18 protein-coding genes and 1 tRNA gene are annotated in these 21056 nt (G+C 58.0%); 9 read left to right on the plus strand and 10 right to left on the minus strand.

Going from position 1 to position 21056, the window contains the following annotated elements; genetic code table 11:
• Window positions 1-341 precede the first annotated feature (341 nt).
• The 8 genes from ALP8811_RS05270 (at window position 342) to ALP8811_RS05305 (ending at window position 9264) form a co-directional block, all read left to right on the plus strand.
• Window positions 342-1568, plus strand: coding sequence for an aminotransferase class V-fold PLP-dependent enzyme (locus ALP8811_RS05270; protein WP_108856108.1), 1227 nt, complete (start codon window positions 342-344; stop codon window positions 1566-1568).
• Window positions 1569-1727: 159 nt separating this feature from the next.
• Window positions 1728-2936: an SAM-dependent methyltransferase gene (locus ALP8811_RS05275; protein WP_108856109.1), complete on the plus strand. Its 1209-nt coding sequence runs from the start codon at window positions 1728-1730 to the stop codon at window positions 2934-2936.
• A 96-nt stretch (window positions 2937-3032) separates the two neighbouring features.
• Window positions 3033-3473 (plus strand): TrgA family protein, encoded by a 441-nt coding sequence (locus ALP8811_RS05280; protein ID WP_108856110.1) that lies wholly within the window; start codon window positions 3033-3035, stop codon window positions 3471-3473.
• A gap of 45 nt (window positions 3474-3518) precedes the next feature.
• Complete coding sequence (locus ALP8811_RS05285) at window positions 3519-4655, plus strand: gamma-glutamylcyclotransferase (protein ID WP_108856111.1); 1137 nt, start codon at window positions 3519-3521, stop codon at window positions 4653-4655.
• A gap of 72 nt (window positions 4656-4727) precedes the next feature.
• Window positions 4728-5762, plus strand: a complete 1035-nt coding sequence (locus tag ALP8811_RS05290; protein WP_108856112.1) for a cysteine synthase A — start codon at window positions 4728-4730, stop codon at window positions 5760-5762.
• On the plus strand, window positions 5762-8248 hold the full coding sequence (locus ALP8811_RS05295; protein ID WP_245924572.1) for a DUF3772 domain-containing protein: 2487 nt from the start codon (window positions 5762-5764) through the stop codon (window positions 8246-8248). Before ALP8811_RS05290 ends, ALP8811_RS05295 begins: the two co-directional genes overlap by 1 nt.
• Window positions 8241-8960 (plus strand): alanyl-tRNA editing protein, encoded by a 720-nt coding sequence (locus tag ALP8811_RS05300; RefSeq protein WP_108856113.1) that lies wholly within the window; start codon window positions 8241-8243, stop codon window positions 8958-8960. The genes ALP8811_RS05295 and ALP8811_RS05300 overlap by 8 nt, the downstream gene beginning before the upstream one ends.
• 214 nt (window positions 8961-9174) lie before the next feature.
• A tRNA-Ser gene (locus ALP8811_RS05305) sits at window positions 9175-9264 on the plus strand.
• Between the two features lie 23 nt (window positions 9265-9287).
• On the opposite strand, the gene ALP8811_RS05310 is transcribed toward ALP8811_RS05305, so the two are convergent.
• From ALP8811_RS05310 to ALP8811_RS05320, 3 genes are read right to left on the minus strand one after another with little or no spacing between them, the layout of a single operon-like run.
• Entirely contained in the window at window positions 9288-10082 is a 795-nt protein-coding gene (locus ALP8811_RS05310; protein WP_108856114.1) for an ABC transporter substrate-binding protein, read from the minus strand.
• Window positions 10079-10792, minus strand: a complete 714-nt coding sequence (locus ALP8811_RS05315) for an ATP-binding cassette domain-containing protein (RefSeq protein WP_108856115.1) — start codon at window positions 10790-10792, stop codon at window positions 10079-10081. The genes ALP8811_RS05310 and ALP8811_RS05315 overlap by 4 nt, the downstream gene beginning before the upstream one ends.
• On the minus strand, window positions 10789-11493 hold the full coding sequence (locus tag ALP8811_RS05320; RefSeq protein WP_108857442.1) for an ABC transporter permease: 705 nt from the start codon (window positions 11491-11493) through the stop codon (window positions 10789-10791). The genes ALP8811_RS05315 and ALP8811_RS05320 overlap by 4 nt, the downstream gene beginning before the upstream one ends.
• A gap of 265 nt (window positions 11494-11758) precedes the next feature.
• Between ALP8811_RS05320 and ALP8811_RS05325 the strand changes: the two genes are divergently transcribed.
• Window positions 11759-13717 carry a sensor histidine kinase gene (locus ALP8811_RS05325; RefSeq protein ID WP_245924573.1) on the plus strand — a complete coding sequence of 653 codons (1959 nt, stop codon included), beginning with the start codon at window positions 11759-11761 and terminating at the stop codon, window positions 13715-13717.
• 9 nt (window positions 13718-13726) lie between these two features.
• Here the strand turns inward: ALP8811_RS05325 and ALP8811_RS05330 are convergent, their stop codons facing one another.
• The 7 genes from ALP8811_RS05330 to ALP8811_RS05355 all read right to left on the minus strand — a co-directional run bounded on the left by ALP8811_RS05330 (window position 13727) and on the right by ALP8811_RS05355 (window position 21031).
• Window positions 13727-15061: a sigma-54-dependent transcriptional regulator gene (locus ALP8811_RS05330; RefSeq protein ID WP_108856116.1), complete on the minus strand. Its 1335-nt coding sequence runs from the start codon at window positions 15059-15061 to the stop codon at window positions 13727-13729.
• 9 nt (window positions 15062-15070) lie between these two features.
• Entirely contained in the window at window positions 15071-15193 is a 123-nt protein-coding gene (locus ALP8811_RS16485) for a hypothetical protein (RefSeq protein WP_281260694.1), read from the minus strand.
• 95 nt (window positions 15194-15288) lie between these two features.
• Complete coding sequence (locus tag ALP8811_RS05335) at window positions 15289-16497, minus strand: formate dehydrogenase subunit gamma (RefSeq protein WP_108856117.1); 1209 nt, start codon at window positions 16495-16497, stop codon at window positions 15289-15291.
• 79 nt (window positions 16498-16576) lie between these two features.
• The gene (gene fdh3B, locus ALP8811_RS05340; RefSeq protein WP_108856118.1) at window positions 16577-17170 is read right to left on the minus strand and encodes a formate dehydrogenase FDH3 subunit beta; all 594 of its coding nucleotides are present in this window, start codon (window positions 17168-17170) and stop codon (window positions 16577-16579) included.
• Window positions 17171-17182: 12 nt separating this feature from the next.
• Window positions 17183-20077 carry a formate dehydrogenase subunit alpha gene (locus tag ALP8811_RS05345; protein ID WP_108856119.1) on the minus strand — a complete coding sequence of 965 codons (2895 nt, stop codon included), beginning with the start codon at window positions 20075-20077 and terminating at the stop codon, window positions 17183-17185.
• 104 nt (window positions 20078-20181) lie between these two features.
• Window positions 20182-20376 carry a twin-arginine translocation signal domain-containing protein gene (locus ALP8811_RS05350; RefSeq protein ID WP_108856120.1) on the minus strand — a complete coding sequence of 65 codons (195 nt, stop codon included), beginning with the start codon at window positions 20374-20376 and terminating at the stop codon, window positions 20182-20184.
• A gap of 49 nt (window positions 20377-20425) precedes the next feature.
• Window positions 20426-21031: a TorD/DmsD family molecular chaperone gene (locus tag ALP8811_RS05355; protein WP_245924574.1), complete on the minus strand. Its 606-nt coding sequence runs from the start codon at window positions 21029-21031 to the stop codon at window positions 20426-20428.
• Window positions 21032-21056: the final 25 nt, after the last annotated feature.

Below are 21056 nucleotides of genomic sequence, written 5' to 3' on the forward strand. Positions count from 1 at the left end.
CTTGGTTGTTTAACCTTGCTCAATCGGGCGGGCCGAATGGCATCTTGTGAGCCTGACGGACAGGATTTGTGCGACGTTCGTCAAAATGGACAGGATCGCAGTCATTTGCGACAATTTGTCGCTTTCTGGCCGCTTCCAGAGGGCATTTTACGGTGTGCGATTGTATGCCGTTTCTGATGGTCTTGACGCCTGAAATGGAGCGGTTTAGCCAGATGATGTCCTCGTTTTGGCGAGGGCTGTCCGTGGTTTTGAAATGACTTCGGGCTGGCTGGAAGACCTGCCGGATCCGGGGTGGCTCTGATCTGACAGGCACCCCCCAAACATGACTGAAGGAGCCGACAATGGCCGAGCTGGACATCAACTGGGTGCGTGCGCAATTCCCCGCTTTCTCTGAGCCGACTTTACAGGGGCAGGCGTTCTTCGAAAATGCGGGTGGATCTTATACTTGCAAGCCGGTGATTGATCGCCTGACCCGTTATTACACCCAGCGTAAGGTTCAGCCCTATGCACCCTACGAGGCATCCCGACTGGCAGGGGAAGAGATGGACGAGGCGCGTGCGCGTTTGGCGGCCATGATGGGGGTGGAAACCGATGAGCTGTCTTTCGGTCCGTCGACCACGCAGAACACCTATGTGTTGGCACAGGCGTTCCGGCAGCACTTGTCGCCGGGCGATGCGATTGTCGTCACAAATCAGGATCACGAGGCGAATACCGGCCCGTGGCGGCGTCTGGCAGACGAAGGATTCGAGGTCCGCGAATGGCAAATCGACCCCGACACTGGCAATCTGGACCCGGCGGCTCTGGATGATCTTCTGGGCGACGGGAAGGTGAAGCTGGTCTGCTTCCCGCATTGCTCGAACGTTGTTGGCGAGATCAATGACGTGAAAACCATCTGCGCGAAGGCCCGCATGGCAGGGGCCTATAGCTGTGTGGATGGCGTCAGCTACGCCCCACATGGCTTTGTGAATGTGGACGCGCTGGGCGCGGATATCTATTTGTTCTCAGCCTATAAGACCTATGGTCCGCATCAGGGCATCATGGTGATCCGCCGCGCGCTGGGCGAGGCACTGCCCAATCAGGCGCACTATTTCAATGAAGGCTGTCTGTACAAACGCTTCACCCCCGCAGGTCCTGACCACGCACAGGTCGCAGCCTCGGCCGGGATGGCGGACTATATAGAGGCGCTGGCCAAACATCATGGTGCAACCGGTGATCCCGCAGACTTGGCTGCCGCTTCCCACACCTTGATGCGTGATCACGAAGTAAAGCTGCTGCAACCGCTTCTGGATTTTGCTTCGGCCAAGAACTCGATCCGTTTGCTGGGGCCGTCGGTGGCAGCCAACCGGGCGCCGACCGTGTCACTGGTCTCGGCCAAGCCGGGGGAAGATCTGGCAACTGCTCTGGTCCCGAAAGGCATCATGGCAGGTGGAGGTGACTTCTATGCTGTGCGCGCGCTTGAGGCGCAGGGGGTAGACCCCGCACATGGCGTTTTGCGTGTCAGCTTCACCCACTATACGACCGCAGAAGAAGTCACGAAACTGATCGATGCTCTGGATCAGGTTCTCTGATATATCAACAGGTTGCCCCGGTCGGCATTGACCGGGGTACCACACCTGAATACTGCGTTTGCAAAGCGGTTTTCCGCAGTTGCACAGCAGCTATCTTGCCAGCTCACCCATGCACGACATAGCCTTTTGGCAAACGTTTCTATGTTTCAGGGGTGAGACATGATCCTGACAGACACCAAGAATCAAAGCGATTTGCCGCGCTATTTCGCGCAGGTATTTGCGATCGCCAAGCGCATGAATAAGGGGCGGCTGGACTTTGTGATGCCAGACGGTCGTCGATTTCAGGCAGATGGCGCACAGCCCGGCTATGTGGCCGAGCTTCACGTTCATGATCCGGATGTTTTCGCGCGTTTGATCCGCGAAGGCGATCTGGGGTTTTGTGATTCCTACATCGAGGGCGGCTGGTCTACGCCCGACCTTCAGGCGTTTCTGGATCTCGTGCAGGATGACAATGACATGGTCTATGACGGGTTTCCCGGTCAGATGTTCCTGCGTGCTTATGAACGGATGCGCCATCTGATGCGCGCCAACAGCAAGAAACAGGCAAAGAAGAACATCTCGGCCCATTATGATCTGGGAAATGACTTTTATGGGGCGTGGCTGGATGACACGATGACGTATTCCTCGGCGCTGTTTCGCACCGGGCAAGAAAGCCTAGAGCGTGCTCAGGAGGAAAAGTACGCGTCCATGATCGACGAAATGGGCGTCGGGCCGGGGGATCATGTGCTTGAGATCGGCTGTGGCTGGGGTGGCTTTGCTGAACATGCCGCGCGCAAGGGGATCCGCGTGACGGGCCTGACCATCAGCCAAGAACAGCATGACTTCGCCGTGGAACGGCTGCGTCGTGCGGGTCTTCAGGACATGGTCGACATCAAAATGCAGGATTACCGCGACGAGACCGGCCAGTATGATGGGATCGCATCGATCGAAATGTTCGAGGCCGTGGGCGAGAAATATTGGCCGATTTATTTTGATACGGTGAAATCTTGTCTGAAACCCGGTGCAAAAGCGACATTGCAGATCATCACAATCGCGGAACGTAGGTTTGACGCTTACCGCAAAGGCGTTGACTTCATACAGAAGTATATCTTTCCGGGCGGCATGTTGCCGTCAAAGTCTGTGCTGCAAGACGAGGTGATGCGCGCGGGATTGGATACACGAAACCAGATCGAATTTGGGGAAAGCTACTCGGTCACGTTGCGTCGGTGGTTTGATCGTTTCAACGCCAGCTGGGGTAAAATCGCCCCGATGGGGTTTGATGAAAGATTTCACCGGATGTGGAATTTCTATCTGACATCGTGCGCAGCGGCGTTTCATTCCGGAAGCTGTGATGTGGTTCAATTGACCGTAGAGCGGAGGTCTGGATAATTCTGTTTTACTGTCGTGCTTTACGCCATAATATGGCCATAAGCAGATCTTAACGATTTAGTAACAACGACCACAGACTTGGAAAGCGGGAAGCTTATGCCAACAGCCGCAAAACTTATCTCTGCCATCATTTTGGCTGCGGTCGGATGGCTGTGCGCTGAGCTGGTGAAACCCCTGATGCCCGAAGGCAAGGATCTGTCCTATCTCTCGCCGACCGCATCAGCGGCAGGCCTGTTTGTTGGGTGGTTCTATTTGGGGCCGCGCGCGGACAAGAGGCTTGGAACCGCTGGGGCCAATGCAGGCACCACGCTTATTGTGCAGGTTTTTGTCACCCTTTTTACATTCTCGTTTGCCGAGATGATCAGCAATTCACTGCGCAAGCGGTATGAAGGGCCGATCGAGGCTTTGCAGGATATTTTCGTCATCGGGTTTGAAACGGTGATGGAATATACAACCGCCGAGATCGCAGCGGTCGCTATCCTGGGTGTGTTCATTGCGTCAACAAGTGCCTTTTACGCAGCCCGAAAATGGGGATAGTGCATCTGTGTGTGACGCACCACATACAGATGTGAAAGGGATCTCGTGAACTCTCTGTTTTTCTATGGCACCTTGTGCCATCGCCCGCTTCTGGATTTGGTTTTGGGGGGCGAAAGTACCTGCCGTATCAGCCCTGCATCACTGACAAGTCATGTCGCAAATTGGGTGCAAAATCAACCATTTCCAATGATCTCTGCAAGTGATGCATCAGCGCGCCTAACCGGGCTTTTGGTGCAGGATCTTTCGGATCAGGACGTGGCGCGGTTGAACTTTTACGAGGGTGGTTTTGACTATTCCCTTGAAGATGTCGAGGTGCAGGTTGAACCAGATGGCATACAGGTCCAAACACAGGTCTATTTTCCCGCGCCCGGTTTGTGGACGCCCGGAGAGATATGGAGCCTGAGCGATTGGGAAGCCCAGTTTGGTGCCATGACCGTCGAAGCCGCCAAAGAGGTCATGGAAGGTTACGGGCAGGTTGCGCCGGACGAGATCGCAAGGCGATTTCCGATGATCCGTACGCGTGCGGCCAGCCGGGTGCGTGCGCGTACTGAACCGTCCCCGACCACGTTGCGGGTGGATTATGGTTCTCAGGATGTATCGGTTCAAAGCCGGGGACGCCCCTACGCCAAGCATTTTACGATGGAAGAGCAAGAGCTGTCCTTCCGCAAATACTCGGGCGAGATGAGCGAGGTCGTGGACCGTGCCGCCTTCGTAGGTGGGGATGCGGTGATCGTTCTGCCCTATGATCCGGTGCGGGATCGCGTGCTGGTAATCGAGCAGTTCCGCATGGGGCCGCAAATCCGTGGGGATGTGCGCCCGTGGCTGTTGGAGCCGATTGCCGGACGTATCGATGGAGGCGAGACCCCAGAAGACAGCGCACGCCGTGAAGCGATGGAGGAAGCGCGGCTGGAGTTGGACCGCCTGATCGCTCTGACCCCGCATTACCCAAGCCCCGGCGCCAGCACCGAGTTTTTCTATCCCTTCATTGCCCTGTGTGATCTTCCCGATGATGCCAGCGGCATTGGCGGCGTCGAAAGCGAGGCCGAGGACATCCGAAGCCACGTCATTCCCTTTGATCACCTGATCGAACTTATCACCTCGGGCGAGGCAAATTGCGGCCCCTTGATCCTTGCGGCCTTCTGGCTGGCCGCCAATCGGCAGGATTTGCGCACGCATTCGTGATGCTCGGCCCTTGAACCGCCTATGGTCTGGTCCTACAGATGGTAGAAACGACGCGCGATAAGGGGCTGAAAAATGGACATCAAACGCGATCTTGAAGCAACAGTGGGCAACACGCCCCTGATCCGGTTGAATGCAGCGTCTGAGGCAACGGGCTGCGAGATTTTGGGCAAGGCCGAGTTCATGAACCCGGGACAGTCCGTCAAGGACCGTGCGGCGCTGTTTATCATCCGTGACGCTGTGGCGCGCGGGGCGCTGAAGCCGGGCGGTACGATCGTGGAGGGGACCGCTGGCAATACCGGGATCGGACTTGCGCTGGTTGGGGCCTCGATGGGCTTCAAGACGGTGATCGTGATTCCGGAAACCCAGTCCGAGGAAAAGAAGGACATGATCCGTTTGGCCGGGGCCGAGTTGGTTCAGGTGCCCGCTGTTCCTTACAAGAACCCCAACAACTATGTGCACTACTCGCGCCGTCTTGCCGAAAAGCTGAACGAAAGCGAGCCGGCAGGGGCAGTCTGGGCCAACCAGTTCGACAACGTGGCGAACCGTCAGGCGCATATCGAAGGCACCGGACCCGAGATTTGGGCGCAGACCGAAGGCAAAGTGGACGGGTTCACCTGTGCGGTCGGGTCTGGCGGGACTCTCGCAGGCGTTGGCATGGCACTGCAGCCCAAAGGCGTGAAAGTCGCGCTGAGCGATCCAATGGGCTCGGGCCTTTATTCGCTTTATGAAACCGGCACCGCTGCGGTCGAAGGTGGCTCGATCACCGAAGGGATCGGGCAGGGGCGCATCACAGCCAACCTTGAAGGATTCACGCCCGATATGCGGTTCCAGATCCCCGACGACGAAGCATTGCCGGTGATCTATGACCTGCTCCAGGATGAGGGGCTGTGCCTTGGCGGATCGTCCGGGATCAACGTGGCTGGCGCCATGCGCATGGCGCGTGAAATGGGACCGGGACATACCATTGTGACCGTTTTGTGCGATTATGGCACGCGATATCAGTCGAAGCTGTTCAATCCGGAGTTCCTGCGCGAAAAGGGTCTTCCCATTCCAAAATGGCTGGATCGTGATCCTGCCTTCATGCCCGAGGTATTCGAGGATATCTGATGATCTCTGAACCGCGCTGCACGACGCTAATGGCCCGTTTCCTTTGGATCTTGCGGGCGTGGATGTGCGCTGCGGTGCTATTGGCACCCTTGGGCGTCACCGCGCAAGAGGCAGACGTCACTGAAGATGCCCCGAGCTATGTCCTGACTGAAACAGGCACGCCGGACTATCTGGCGTGGTCGCGCGTCGCTGAGCGTGGCGAGCGTGTGTTAGAGATTGGGCGTGCTTCGGATCAGGCGCTCAGCGATCTGCGTGGCGAGATTGATCAGTGGCGCGGGTTGTTCGCGACGGCTCAGGATGAAAACTCGATCCGTATCAACACGCTAAAGACGCAACTGGCGACGCTCGGGCCTGAACCAGAAGATCCCGGAAGCGAGCTGGCAGTGCTGACACATCGCCGGACCGAGCTGACCGAAGATCTGAACCAAGCACAGGCGCCTGTCAAAGAAGCGGAAGAGGCCTTTGCGCAAGCAGATTTCCTGATCCGCCAGATCGACAGCGTGCTGCGGTCACGCCAAGCAGACCAATTGTTCGAACTTGGTTCCACACCGTTGAACCCAGCAGCGTGGCCCTCGGCATTGGCGGCCCTTAAGCAAACGTTCTCGACCGCGATGAGCGAAATGCGCAATGCTTGGGGAAACGAGGCGCAGCAGCGTGATCTGCACGATGATCTGCCCCTCACGCTTGTTCTGTTGGCCATTGGGCTGCTTCTGTTGACACGCTCGCGCAGGTGGTTGATCCGCCTGGGAAGTCATCTGCGCCATATGCGCAAGGGACCATCGCGCGGGGTGGTCGGGTTTGTTATTTCGCTGGGGCAGGTGATCGCCCCCATGCTTGGGCTTTCGGCCCTTCTAATCGCATTGAACCTTGCCGGTGTTCTTGGCCTGCGCGGGCAAGTGATTGCTGATGCGTTGCCTGATGCAGGGTTTATTTTCTTCGTTGCGCTTTGGATCGGCACACGCATTTTCGGGGCCGAGTCATCACACGCATCGCTTTATCTGCCAACGCCAGCGTTGCGGGCCGAAGCGCGCATTGATGTCACCCTACTGGGCTTGTTGCTTGGTGTGTTGATCGCATTGCAAGAAATCAGCGTGGCCGAGTCATATTCTAGCAGCGTCACGGCAATTCTGGCATTCCCAATGCTCGTCGGTGCAGGCGTCTTGCTTGTGCGTTTGGGGCGTTTGCTGCGTCGTCACCTTGGGACGCAAGCCTCGGGCAGTCAAAGTGTCCTCAGGAAGCGGACCAACGCCTTGATTGGCCGTGTTTGCGAAATTATCGGGTTTGTCGCTCCGATTGCGGCGGCGGTTGGATATGCCACGTTGGCGGAGTCCTTGCTGGTCCCAACGATCCTGACCTTGGCTGTGTTGGCCGTTCTGGAAATCCTGAATGCCTTCATAAAAGCTGTCTATGCCACGATCCTTCGCACGGACAATGAAACGACTGATCAGGCTTTGCTGCCGGTCATCATTAGTTTCTGTCTGATGCTGGGCGCTTTGCCACTGTTGGCCCTGATATGGGGCGCGCGTTCGACCGAGTTGGTCGAGCTTTGGGCGACGTTCCTGAACGGATTCCAAATGGGAGACGCCCGGATCACGCCACGAGCGTTTCTGATCTTCGCGTTGATCTTCATCGTCGGGTACGCTGCAACACGCGTGCTTCAATCGGCGCTGCGCAGCACTATCCTGCCCAAGACGAAAATGGACAAGGGCGGGCAGAACGCGATCGCTGTTGGCACCGGCTATGTTGGGATCTTTCTGGCTGCCGTCATCGCAATCACCGGGGCCGGGATTGACCTAAGTTCGATCGCGATCATTGCGGGTGCCCTGTCCGTCGGGATCGGCTTTGGCCTGCAAACCATCGTGTCGAACTTCGTGTCCGGGATCATCCTTCTGATCGAGCGCCCCATCTCAGAAGGCGATTGGATCGAGGTGAACGGCCAGATGGGCTATGTGCGCGACATCTCGGTGCGCGCCACGCGGATCGAGACCTTTGATCGGTCTGATGTGATCCTGCCCAACTCGGACCTCGTGTCCGGCGTGGTCACGAACTACACGCGCGGCAACTCGATCGGGCGGGTGATTATTCCCGTGGGTGTGGCCTATGGTACCGATACGCTGCGGGTCGAGGCCATTCTGCGTGAAATCGCCGAGGCGCATCCCATGGTCACCGTCAACCCAGCTCCATCAATTGTGTTTCAGGGCTTTGGCGCCGACAGTCTTGATTTCGAGATCCGTGCCATTCTGTCTGACGTGAATTTCATGCTCTCGGTAAAAAGCGAGATCAACCACGAGATCGCACGACGCTTTGTTGAAGAAGGGATCGAAATCCCATTTGCGCAGCGCGACATCTGGCTGCGCAATCCCGAGGCACTGACCGGGGCGGCAACAGCGCCCCAAGCTGTAGCGTCTTCAGAGCAGGTACAGAGTGTGACCCAAGGCGCCATGACTGTTGAAGATATGACTGGGGAAGGAGAAGGTGATGAGTAAACCGCTGTATCAGGATGATGCCTATCTGACCGAGGCCACCGGCCGCGTTGTGTCGCACACGGATCAGGGCGGTGTCGTGCTGGATCAAAGCCTGTTCTATCCGACCGGCGGGGGGCAACCGGGGGACCGGGGGCAGCTGACCTGGGACAGTGATCAGATGGCTCTAGCAACCACCGTGAAAGGCGAGGGCGGCGCGATTGTTCTGGTGCCCGCGGACGGGCAAAGCTTACCGCCCGTTGGGGCAGACGTTTCTCAGACACTCGATTGGGATTTGCGTCTGCGCCACATGCGGATGCACACAGCGCTGCATTTGTTGTCGGTCGTGATTCCGCTGCCTGTCACAGGCGGGCAAATCGGGGCTGAGAAGTCCCGACTGGATTTTGCCATGGAGCATCCGTTGGAGGACAAGCAGGCTGTGGAAGATGCGCTGAATGACCTGATCGCGCGCGATCTTGAGGTCTCGACGCGCTGGATTTCAGATGAAGAACTGGAAGCCAATCCCGGTTTGGTTAAGACCATGTCGGTGCAGCCACCAAAAGGCGCAGGGCAAGTGCGGCTGGTGCGCATCGGAACTGGGGACGAGCAGGTGGATCTACAACCCTGCGGCGGAACGCATGTATTGCGCACCGCCGAAATTGGCCGAGTGCGTCTGGGCAAGGTGGAAAAAAAGGGTCGCATGAACCGCCGCGTCGCCTTGCATCTTGAAGCGTAACTCTGCCGCGCGAGGCTGGCCCTAAAGGGCCGTCCAGCTTGGCGGTAGCCGCAGCAAGCTGCGGCAGATTCTAGGCCTCCTTCGGGGATACTTTGGGCAAGGAAAAGCGTCGACGGGATCAACGTCTGGCTGCCTGCATTTATTCGCGGCACCCGCTGTGAAAAGTGACAATGACGGCTTGAACCCCGCAGCACTTCCGAATAACAACGTCGGCGGAGCGGTGGCCGAGTGGTCGAAGGCGCACGCCTGGAAAGTGTGTAGGCGGGGAACCGTCTCGAGGGTTCGAATCCCTTCCGCTCCGCCACTTACCCCTTTTTACCCGCCTGATTACTCGGCGTTGAAAACAAACAGCGTTTCGCCGTTGATCTTGTAATCGTTGATCAACGCTTTCGCTGTGTCCGACACAAGCCACGCTTCCAGTTTTGCCGCAAGCTCGGTCTCTACGTGCTCGTGCTTGTCCGGGTTCACGGGTAAATAGGCGTATTGGTTGAACAGGATCGGATCGCCCGCATAAAGCAGCGCCAGATTGCCTTTATTGCCAAAGTTCAGCCAGCTTGCCCGATCTGCCATGATATAGGCGTCCAAACCTGCGGCTGTGTTCAATGCTGCACCCATACCGGCCCCAACCGCTTTGTACCACGCGCCTTCGGGTGCGATCTCGGCCGCCGCCCACAGGCTGAGTTCTTTCTTGTGGGTGCCGCTGTCATCCCCGCGGCTAACAAAGGGGGCTTGTGCGGTCATGATCTGTTTCAGTGCGCCCGCCGCGGTTTCGGACTCGGAAACTTTTGCGTCATCCGTAGACGGGCCGATGAAAACGAAATCGTTATACATGATCTCGCGGCGATGAGTGCCAAAGCCACCCGCCAGAAACATGTTTTCGGCCTTGCGAGAGTGCACGAGTATGGCGTCCACGTCCCCGGCCTCGCCCAGTTTAATCGCTTGGCCGGTGCCGACGACCAGAAGCTGAACTTCGATCCCGGTATCTTCTTTGATCTGGGGCAGCAGAATGTCGGACAGACCCGAGTTATGGAACGACGTGGTGACCGCAAGCTTCATCTCGTCCGCGATCGCTCCGGTGGCCAGAAGGGTCGCTGTGAGGGCGGCGAAAACGGTTCGTTTCATTCTACGATGTCTCCATTGAGAAAAGCTTGTGCTTGTGGACTGGGTGTGCCGCCAAAAAACGTTTCGGCAGAGCTGTGTTCGTGGATGTTGCCGTTCAGAAGGAACAAGACTTCGGTTGCTAATCGCCGAGCCTGACCCATGTCGTGTGTCGACATGATCAATCGCGTGCCTGCAGCTGCCGCCCGTGTCAAAATCTCTTCGATTTCGCGGGTGGCGCGGCCATCAAGAGAGGCGCAGGGTTCATCAAGGAACAGAAGTTCGGGCTGGGTGACGAGGGCTCGGGCAAGGGCCAGCTTCTGCCGTTCGCCACCTGACAGGTATGTCGCAGGACGCTCTAGCATGTCGCCCAATCCGACCTCGATGGCGGCCCGAGTGGCGCGGTCACGGGCCTCGGACCGCGATTGGCCTGTCAGTCGCAGCGGATAGGCCAGATTGCCCAGCACGGACCTTCGCATCATGATCGGTTGCTGAAAAACAAACGCCTGATGAACGCGCGCTTCTTCGGGCGGGCAAGCCCAGTGAATGCTGCCTTCCCCCAATCGTGCAATGCCATGCATCATGCGCAGAAGCGACGTCTTACCTGCGCCGTTCGGGCCAATCACAATGGTCACGCCTTTGGCCTGTAGTTCGAGATTTACAGGCCCAACAAGGGTCTTGCCTGCACGACGCAACGTAGCGTCTTCAAGCGTTACGGGGAATAGATTGCTCACCAGCGCCCTCCACGTTCAGTCCGCCCGATCACGTGAATGGCAAAGTTTACCGCAATCGCCATGGCGATCAGCACAAAGCCCAGGCCAAGGGCCAGAGAAAACTCGCCTTTGCCGGTTTCAAGTGCAATCGCGGTGGTAAGAACCCGGGTGTGATGGTCGATATTGCCGCCCACCACCATGATCGCGCCGACCTCGCCGATGGCGCGACCAAACCCGGCCAACGACGCCGTTAATAGCGCCCGACGACCGTCCCACAAGAGGGCCTGCACCCGTTGTGTCTGCGTCGTGTTCATCGAGATCAGAAGATCGTGATAGTCGGACCAAAGCTCGCGCAGGGCCTGATGGGCAATGGAGGCGATCAGCGGCACAATGATGATGACTTGGGCAATAATCATCGCGGTCGGCGTGAACAATAGGCCCAAGACCCCGAAAGGACCCGACCGGCTGAGCATCACGTAGACAATCAGGCCTACCACGACAGGAGGCAGCCCCATAAGCGCGTTCAGAACAGCAATTGTGATCCGTCGTGCGCGAAACCGTCGGACTGCCAGAAGCGCGCCAAGCGGCAGCGCAATGGCCGAGGCGATCACAAGCGCCGTCAGCGTGACATATAAAGACCTTAGCGTGATTTCGACCAGGTCCGCGTCAAGCGTTACAAGTAGCCAAAAAGCCTCGGTTATCCCGGACCATATTTCCAAGATGTCATCCTTCAACGCGTTTCATCGGAACGGGGTCATAATGTCCGACCCGCTGTGGATCGATCAACCATATCTTAGGCAACAGCAAAACCGAATTCTGGCAAAGAAGCGGCGTATTGGACATTTTGACCGTCCCGAATTGCCTCTTAGCTTCTCAGCCTGCCAATTCGACCACCCCCCGCACTGCACAATGGCGATGACACTGGCATGCAATGCCGAGTCTGCTAAGCTTGATGGGGATGTCGGCAGAAGCCGGAAAGGAAGCGATTTGAACTCTGTTCGCCTGAAGCTTTTGGTGCTGGCTTTGGCGCCTCTGGGGGTGCTTTTGCCATTGCTAATGCTGTTGGCGATGGCGCGCTGGACCACGGATTACGATGAACTTCTAATCTCGAAGGTCGACAGCGATCTTCGCATTGCCGAGCAGTATCTGGGACGTATTCTGGCAGGCACCGGGGCAGGGGTCGAGGCGATCGCCGACTCTCGTGTGTTCGAGACCGTGCTTGCCCAAGGGGATGACAGCCGCGCCGCCTTTTTGGAAGAGATGCGCATCGATCAAGCGCTTGATTTCCTATATTACCTGCCTGAAGGCGACGCTGAACATGCCCTCCGTTGGCCGGTCATTCAGGCCGCGATGAATGGCCAGAGATCTTCGCACATTGACATTTTCTCGGCCGATGATCTGGCAGATTTCCCGCAACTTGCACTTCGTGCGCGCATTGATCTGATTGAAACGCAGGCCGCCATACCCACAGATCGAACGGTCGAGGATCGTGGCATGGTTATTCACACCGCTGCTCCGGTTAACCTACCGGATAACCGAGGTGTACTGGTCGGAGGGATTTTGCTGAATCGCAATCTTGACTTCATCGATACGATTAACGCGCTGGTCTATCTGAACGCCGCGACCAACGGGGACCGACAGGGCACCGCGACGCTGTTTCTTGAAGATGTTCGCGTATCGACAAATGTACGTTTGTTCGAGGACGTGCGCGCGCTGGGGACGCGCGTCTCGGCTGAAGTACGGGCCGAGGTTCTGACCCAAGGGCAAACATGGCTCGACCGGGCCTTCGTTGTGAATGATTGGTACATTTCCGGCTATCAGCCCTTGATCGACAGTTATGGCGAACGGGTCGGCATGCTTTACGTTGGGTTTCTCGAAGCACCGTTCTCAAGTGCCAAGAGGGCGGCTTACTTGGCAATGCTGGCGTCTATGGCGGCGGTTTTTATTCTGACGGCACCGCTTTTTCTACGGATGGCGCGCGGAATCTTTTCGCCGCTCGAAAAGATGACCAGTACCATGAAGCGGGTGGAACGCGGCGACCTTGCGGCGCGTATCGGCGATGTAGGGCCAAAGGACGAAATCGGGCAAGTTGCAACCCATTTGGATACGCTTCTGGATCAGGTGCAGGAACGTGACCAAGCGCTGCGCAGCTGGGCTGACGAGCTTAATGATCGGGTTGACAGACGTACTGCCGAACTGCGCGCGGCCAAGGACAAACTGGAAGAAACCTTCCAGCAACTTGTAACATCCGAGAAGTTGGCCTCGATAGGCGAGATTACGGCGGGTGTGGCGCATGAAATCAACAACCCGGTGGCGGTTATTCAGGGCAATGTAGACGTGATGCGCCAGACCTTGGGTGCGGATGCCGAGGATCTGAAGACCGAACTGGACCTAATCGACCGGCAGGTGCAGCGTATTGACGGAATTGTTGGCAAGCTGCTGCAGTTTGCGCGCCCGACCGACTATGCGGCTACCGGCGAAGGGGTCGAGCTGTCACAGCTGGTCGAAGATTGCCGCGGTCTGATCGCCCATGTTCAGCCACAGGAGGATGTGCGTGTGACCACTGACTTCGCGGCTGCTCCGAACGTGGCGATCAGTGCGGGTGAAATGCAGCAAGTGGCGGTGAACCTGATGGTGAATGCTGTGCAAGCGATGAACGGCGTGGGAGAAATGGCGCTGACCATCCGACCAGCACAGAATGACGCCCAAGACGGGGTCGAGCTGACAGTGGCCGATAGCGGGCCGGGCATCGACGCGGACAACCTGAATCGAGTGTTTGACCCGTTTCACACCACCAAGCTGGGCGAAGGGACCGGGCTGGGGCTTTCGATCAGTCAGACGTTGATCCGGCAGGCGGGGGGGACGATTTCGGTTGCGAACCGTCCCGAGGGCGGCGCAGTGTTTACTGTTTGGCTTCCAAAGGCCAAGCGCGACTTCGCGGACTAGCCCGCCCTGTCACATCCCCCACGACGCGCATTTGCGGTCAACCGTCTTGCGCGAAACGCCAAGGCGGCGTGAGGCTTCGGCCCGATTTCCGTCGCAGGCATCCAGCACGTTCAGAATGTGACGTTTGGTGACCAGATCAAGCGTCTCGATGGCACGGCTTCCCGTGACTTGCCCGCCGCCTGCGAACTCTTCCGGAAAGGCACCAAGTATCACAGAGCGTTCGATCATGTTACGCAATTCGCGGACATTGCCCGGCCAGTCATAGCGGCTGATCTTCAAAAGCGTATCATCATCCAGCTCTAGATCGGGCAAGGCCAGTGTTTTAGAGAACTGCCCCATGAACAGCGCTGCCAATTCGACGATATCTTCCGACCGATCTTTCAGGGGCGGCATGTCGATATTGACCACATTGATCCGGTGATACAGGTCGGCACGGAAGGTGCCTTTGGCCACGGCCGCAGGCAGGTCGGCGTTGGTGGCAAAGAAAAACCGTAGGTTCAGAGGGATGTCACGTTCTGCACCAACTGGCCGGATGCGCTGGTCTTCCAAAACGCGCAGTAGGGCGGCCTGCATCTTTTCAGGCATCTGTGCCACTTCGTCGAGGAAAAGCACACCGCCATCGGCCAGTAGGAACAACCCGTTCCGACCTTGACCGTCTTCATTGACTTCGCCGAACAGGTCTTCGGCACATTTGTCTTGCGAGATTGCAGCGCAATTCACCGCGACAAAGGGTTTCTCGGCGCGGTCGGACATGGCGTGCAATGTTCGGGCGGCGATCTCTTTGCCGGTGCCGGATGCGCCGGTGAACAACACTGGCGTGGGCATTGGGGCCAAACGGGTCAACATCTCGCGCACGGTGTTGATCGGGATTGAGTTCCCCAACAGGCGACCGCGCGCGGTTCCACCTTCGACAGACAACTCATGTTTCAACAGCGAGTTGTCTCGGCGCAGGATCTTGCGATCCAAGGCACGTGCAACTGCATTTAGGATCTGGTTGGCACGAAATGGCTTCAGAACGAAATCGGCCACACCAATACGCAAGGCTTCAATCGCGGTTTCCAGATCGGCATAGGCCGTGATCAAAATCGCATCTGAGAACAGACCGACTTTGCCCTGTTCCCGCAACCAGTCCAGCCCGGTTTTTCCAGGCATGATGTTGTCTAGGATCACAAGGTCGAAATGGTTCCGGTCCAACGCCGCCGAGGCTTCAATAGCCGAACCCGCTTGTTCAACCCGCTTGCATCGCGGCGACAGAATTTTGGTCAGGAAGTTTCGCATGCCGGGTTCGTCGTCGATCACAAGGATCGACGCGCCGGCAAGGCTTTCTCCGTATTCGTCACGCATGATCGGACCTTAGTTTCTGACTGCAGCACCAGAGTAGCGGTCGGACGAGGAATAGCCTAGCGTTCCAAGAATATTGTTGGCACCGATGGCAATTACGATGATCGCCACAAAGCCCAAAAGCATCGCTTTCATCTTTACATCTCCGTCATGGCGCCCAGATGTGGGGTCGCCGAAATATCCTGATACCCACCGCCACGACCATGGGAATGAGCGCGGCGGTGGTCTGATTACTCTGCGGGCTGTGGGGCCTTATTGCCTTCCGCATCCCGCTCGGCGGCTTTGTATTCTTCCAACCAGATCGAATGGTGTTGCTCAGCCCAAGCTTCGTCCACTTCGCCCGAGCTCATCGCGTCATAGGCACCTTCCATACCGACCGAGCCGATATAGATATGCGCCAGAACGATGGCCGTCAGAACAAAGGCAAGGATCGCGTGCCAGGCCTGCGCCAGCTGCATTTCCTCTTGCGGGGCAAGCTGCACCTGCAGCTCTCCAAGCCCGATCATATGGGGTAGACCCGTAGCGTTCAGAAGGTTGAACGTCTTCGCAAAGAGCGGCAGATCGAAGGGGAACAACAGGGACACGCCTGTCAGGGCGATCGAGCCTCCAAACAGAACAACGGACCAGAAGATCATTTTCTGACCGGCGTTGAACTTCTTTGCAGGTGGGTGATCATGCCCGAATAAAATGCCGCCGCCTTTCTTCAGCCAGTGAAGGTCAGTGCGATTGGGGATGTTGTGAACAACCCACATCACAAAGATCATCACGAGGCCAAGGATGAATGCCCAGGACACGTTGTTGTGCACCCATTTGGACCAGACCAGCAGGAAGGCATTGGCGTCTTTTCCGAAGAGAGGCACAAGGAACACGCGGCCAAACAGGACCAGCAGTCCGGTAACCCCGAGCAGGATGAATGATCCCGCCAAAAGCCAGTGACCAAAACGCTCAATCGCTTTGAAGCGGGTCACTGTGGTTCCGGCGCGGCCATCGTCGATCTTGATCCGACCATGCAGAACATAGAAGGCCAAAAGCGCGACCAAAGTGCCGACCAACAACCAACCGCCATAGGTTCGAAGCGTGGTGTCGCGGAATTCGAGCCAGCGCATGCCGCCGTCCTGAACCAAAACAGTTGCGACATCACCACCGGCCGAGACGTTTACGTTCGCTGAGCCATAGCGCAGGGCGCGCCATGTTTCGGCGTCTGAGACGCCTCCCAGAGTGCCAAGCTGTGCAGCAATGCCTGCTGCGCCGTTCGGGTCGCCCACGGCATCAGACCGGAAGCTGTCGTCAAGTTTCTGCCCGGCCTGACGGGCCAGAATATCGTCCAGCGTCTGCGCGCCGCCAGTGGCGGAACGGTCGACTGCCGGAGTGTCTTCCTGTGCGAACCCTGCCGGAGCAAGCGTTAGCATCAGGACAAGTGCGAGTGCCATGCGCAGCATGGTCGCTCCTCCTTGAAACAAGTGTTTGAAGTGGGGCGGCCCCGTTGCAGGGCCGCCCCATGAAGGTGATCAAGACCGATCAGCCACCCTTGCGCTGATAGGCTGTACCCCAGCCCCAAGCGCCAGAGCCGAAGCCACGGGCCACCACACGCTCGCGGTAGATGTTCGACACGTCGTCGCCATCCCCCGCCAGAAGCGCCTTGGTCGAACACATCTCGGCACAGATGGGCAGTTTGCCCTCGGCCAGACGGTTACGTCCGTATTTGGCGAACTCGGCGGTCGAGTGGTTTTCCTCGGGGCCACCGGCACAGAAGGTACATTTGTCCATCTTGCCACGGCTTCCGAAGTTGCCAGCCTGCGGGTATTGCGGCGCGCCGAAGGGGCACGCGTAGAAGCAATAACCACAACCGATGCACAGGTCTTTCGAGTGCAACACCACACCGTCTTCGGTCTGATAGAAGCAATCGACCGGGCAAACGGCCATGCAGGGCGCATCCGAACAATGCATACAGGCGACCGAGATCGACCGTTCGCCGGGCTTACCATCTTCGATGGTCACAACACGGCGGCGGTTGATACCCCAAGGCACCTCATGCTCGTTCTTACACGCGGTTACACAGGCGTTGCACTCAATGCAGCGCTCGGCGTCACAGAGAAACTTTGCTCTTGCCATTCTCTTTCCTCCTTACGCTGCCCAGATTTTGCAAAGAGTACATTTCGTCTCTTGCATCTGGGTCACTGAGTCATAGCCATAGGTCTGCGCGGTGTTGGTGCTTTCGCCCAACACATACGGATCAGCCCCGTCGGGATATTTGTGCCGCAGGTCTTCGCCTTGGAAGTGACCGCCGAAATGGAACGGCATGAAGGCAACGCCTTCGCCGACACGTTCGGTGACCATCGCCATGACCTTGACCTTGCCGCCTTCCGGGCCTTCGACCCAGACCTGTTCGCCATCACGCACACCAAGGTTGTTGGCGTCACGTGTGTTCACTTCGACAAACATGTCCTGCTGAAGCTCGGCCAGCCACGGGTTAGACCGGGTTTCATCCCCGCCGCCCTCGTATTCAACCAAGCGCCCCGAGGTCAGAACGATCGGATACTCTTGCGAGAAATCGTTCTTCTGGATTGAGGCATACAGCGTCGGCAGACGATAGTCGTGACGATCTTCATAGGTCGGATAATCCGCCACAAGATCACGACGCGGCGTGTAAAGCGGCTCGCGGTGCAGCGGGATCGGATCCGGGAAGGTCCACACAACAGCACGGGCCTTGGCGTTACCGAACGGTGCACATTCGTGCTTGATCGCAACCCGCTGGATACCGCCCGAAAGGTCGGTTTTCCAGTTGGTCTTCGGACCGGCCACGGCCTCGATCGAGGCGCGTTCGTCATCCGTTAGATCACCGTCCCAACCCAAGTCCATCAGCATCTGCATCGTAAACTCGGGGTACCCGTCCTGGATTTCCGAGTTTTTCGAATAGACGCCTTCGGCCAGCAGGTTGTCACCGTCACGCTCCACACCGAAACGGGCGCGGAAGGTCAGGCCACCTTCGGACACGGCTTTCGACATGTCGTAAAGGTTCGGCGTTCCGGGGTGACCCATTTCCGCCGTTCCCCAGCACGGCCATGGCAGACCGTAATAGTCTCCGTCAGCCGGACCACCCACAGCTTTCAGCGTGGTGCGATCAAATGTGTGCTGGTTTTCCATGTGCAGCTTGATCCGCTCGGGGCTTTGACCCGTATAGCCGATGGTCCACAGACCCCTGTTGAATTCACGCGTGATGCTTTCAACATTGGGGGTGACGTCGTCTTCCATCTCGATGTTGCGGAAGAAGCGATCCGACCAGCCGAACTTCTTGGCAAACAGGCCCATAATCACATGGTCTGGCTTGCATTCGAATAGCGGGTCAACGATCTTTTCGCGCCACTGAAGCGAACGGTTCGACGCCGTGACCGAGCCACGGGTTTCGAACTGTGTCGCTGCCGGAAGCAGATAGACGCCATCAGTGCGGTCATGCAGGACGGCCGAGACGGTGGGATACGGGTCGATCACGACCAGCATGTCCAGCTTCTCCATCGCCGTCTTCATTTCCGTCTGACGGGTTTGCGAGTTCGGCGCGTGGCCCCAAAGAACCATGGCACGCACCTTGTCGGGGTTGTCCATATTCTCGGGATCTTCCAGAACGCCGTCGATCCAGCGGCTGACAGGAATACCCTTCAGGTTCTGAAGGTTCTTTTCCTTGCCATCTGCGCCGGTCACCTTGGCAAACTGACCGCTCAACCAGTCACCATCTTCACCCCAAACACGTGCCCAGTGGGCCCATGCGCCACCCGACAGACCGTAGTAGCCGGGCAGGGTGTGGCTAAGAACGCCAAGGTCAGTAGCGCCTTGCACGTTGTCGTGACCACGGAAGATGTTGGTGCCACCACCTTCAGCACCCATGTTCCCCAGCGCAAGCTGAAGGATGCAATAGGCGCGGGTGTTGTTGTTGCCGTTGGTGTGCTGCGTACCACCCATACACCAGATCACGGTGCCGGGGCGGTTGTTGGCCAGCGTATGCGCGACGCGCTTCAGCTGTTCACCGGGGGTGCCGGTGACGCGTTCGACCTCTTCAGGCGTCCACTTCTTCACCTCGTCACGGATTTGATCCATGCCCCAGACACGGGTGCGGATGAACTCTTTGTCCTCCCAACCGTTCTCGAAGATATGCCACAGAATGCCCCAAACCAGCGCTACATCGGTGCCGGGACGGAAGCGGACATATTCGTCAGCATGGGCGGCCGTGCGCGTGAAGCGCGGGTCGCAGACGATCAGCGGCGCGTTGTTTTCTTCCTTGGCTTTCAACACGTGCAGAAGCGACACGGGGTGTGCTTCGGCCGGGTTGCCGCCAATGATGAAGATCGCGCGGCTGTTGTGGATGTCGTTGTAGCTGTTGGTCATGGCGCCGTAGCCCCATGTGTTCGCTACGCCGGCCACTGTTGTCGAGTGACAGATACGCGCCTGGTGATCCACGTTGTTCGTGCCCCAATAGGCGGCGAACTTGCGGAACAGATACGCCTGTTCATTCGAATGTTTGGCCGAGCCGAGCCAGTAGACGCTGTCCGGGCCACTTTCTTCCCGAATGTTCATCATACCGTCGCCGATCTCGTCGATCGCTTGCTCCCAGCTGATGCGCTTCCACTCGCCGCCCTCTTTCTTCATCGGGTACTTCAGGCGACGTTCGCCATGCGCGTGTTCACGCACCGAGGCGCCTTTCGCACAATGGGACCCAAGGTTGAAGGGGCTGTCATAACCGGGTTCCTGACCGGTCCAGACACCATTTTGAACTTCTGCCACGACCGTGCAACCGACCGAGCAGTGCGTACAGACCGATTTCAAGGTCTCTACTGCGCCATCGGCAGCCGTAGCAGCCGTAGCTTGCGTCACCGTTCCTCCGGTGGCGCTGATTGCGGCAAGACCACCAATGGCCAGGCCGCTGCCACGCAGAAACGCGCGGCGGTCGACAGATTTCTCTGCGACATCGGAAAGGATACTTGTCCGCTGGGGGCGTCTCGCAACCCCGTTGGTCTTTTTCCTCAGCATGTTAACCTCCCTTGCTGCCCCACAGGGGCTGGCTGGGTTGATGTTTTCCCTTGGCAGTCGGGCCTATCGCAACCAGTCGCCTTGGGTCGTAAGCACCTGCCGCGTCAGAACTTGGCGGATGCGAAATAGGCGCGGGTTTGCGCCGTATCCTGCAGACGGGTCGACTGCAGGTCGGGTTCCGGGGCCGCTTCGGCCTCTTGCCCGCTGGCCATGACGGTCACTGCAGCCGCTGGGGCTGCCGTTCCGGCCAGTTTCAGAAAGTCGCGGCGGCTTGTCGCTTCCTTGTCCTTCTGGGTCATGAGAGTTCCTCCTCTCTGTTGGTGACGGTTGCCCGCCAATATGTGCGGATCACTCCGCGCTCATCCGGAAGCCTTCAGCCTCGATTTCCATGAACACCCGGCCTGCCTGGCCGACGGCGGCATAGAAGACCGAGTTCTTGGCGGCTTCCAAATCCGTGAAAAAGTGACCAGCCCAGGGGCCGATATGCGTATTGAAGAACAGCTTCTGGTCCGCGATGTCATGGTCGCGCCCAAAGCGGCCGGCGATCATCGCGCCCATCATCTCCATCAGCGATGCGATGTTGTCTTCCGGCTCATAGACGTTTTCGGCGCGGGTCAGGCCCCGTGTGGCCATGTCCTGACGCAGTTTCGCCAGCGGCTTTTCGTTCAGAAACCCGGTCAGATAGTAGCTGGCATAGGGCAATAGCTCGCCCCGGCCCAAGCCGATGAACAGCTTGTTGAATTCGCTTTCCACACCTGCGGGCTTGGACAGTTTTGCAATCCGGGCCAGCGCGTTGATGGCGGTGCCAAGAGGCGTGTCATCCCCTGTCAGGCCAGCAGTCATTGAAAGGGTTTCAGTACTGGGCGGCGTGGCAAGCAACAGCCCGAGGAAATTGTAAAGGTCAGCCCGCATCCGGTCTTCGTCGATTATACGCGGGGCGTCAGTGGCGCTCATGGGCGGCTCCTGCAAAAGTGTCTGT

The sequence above is a fragment of the Aliiroseovarius pelagivivens genome, assembly GCF_900302485.1.
In the GTDB taxonomy this organism is placed as follows: Bacteria; Pseudomonadota; Alphaproteobacteria; order Rhodobacterales; family Rhodobacteraceae; genus Aliiroseovarius; species Aliiroseovarius pelagivivens.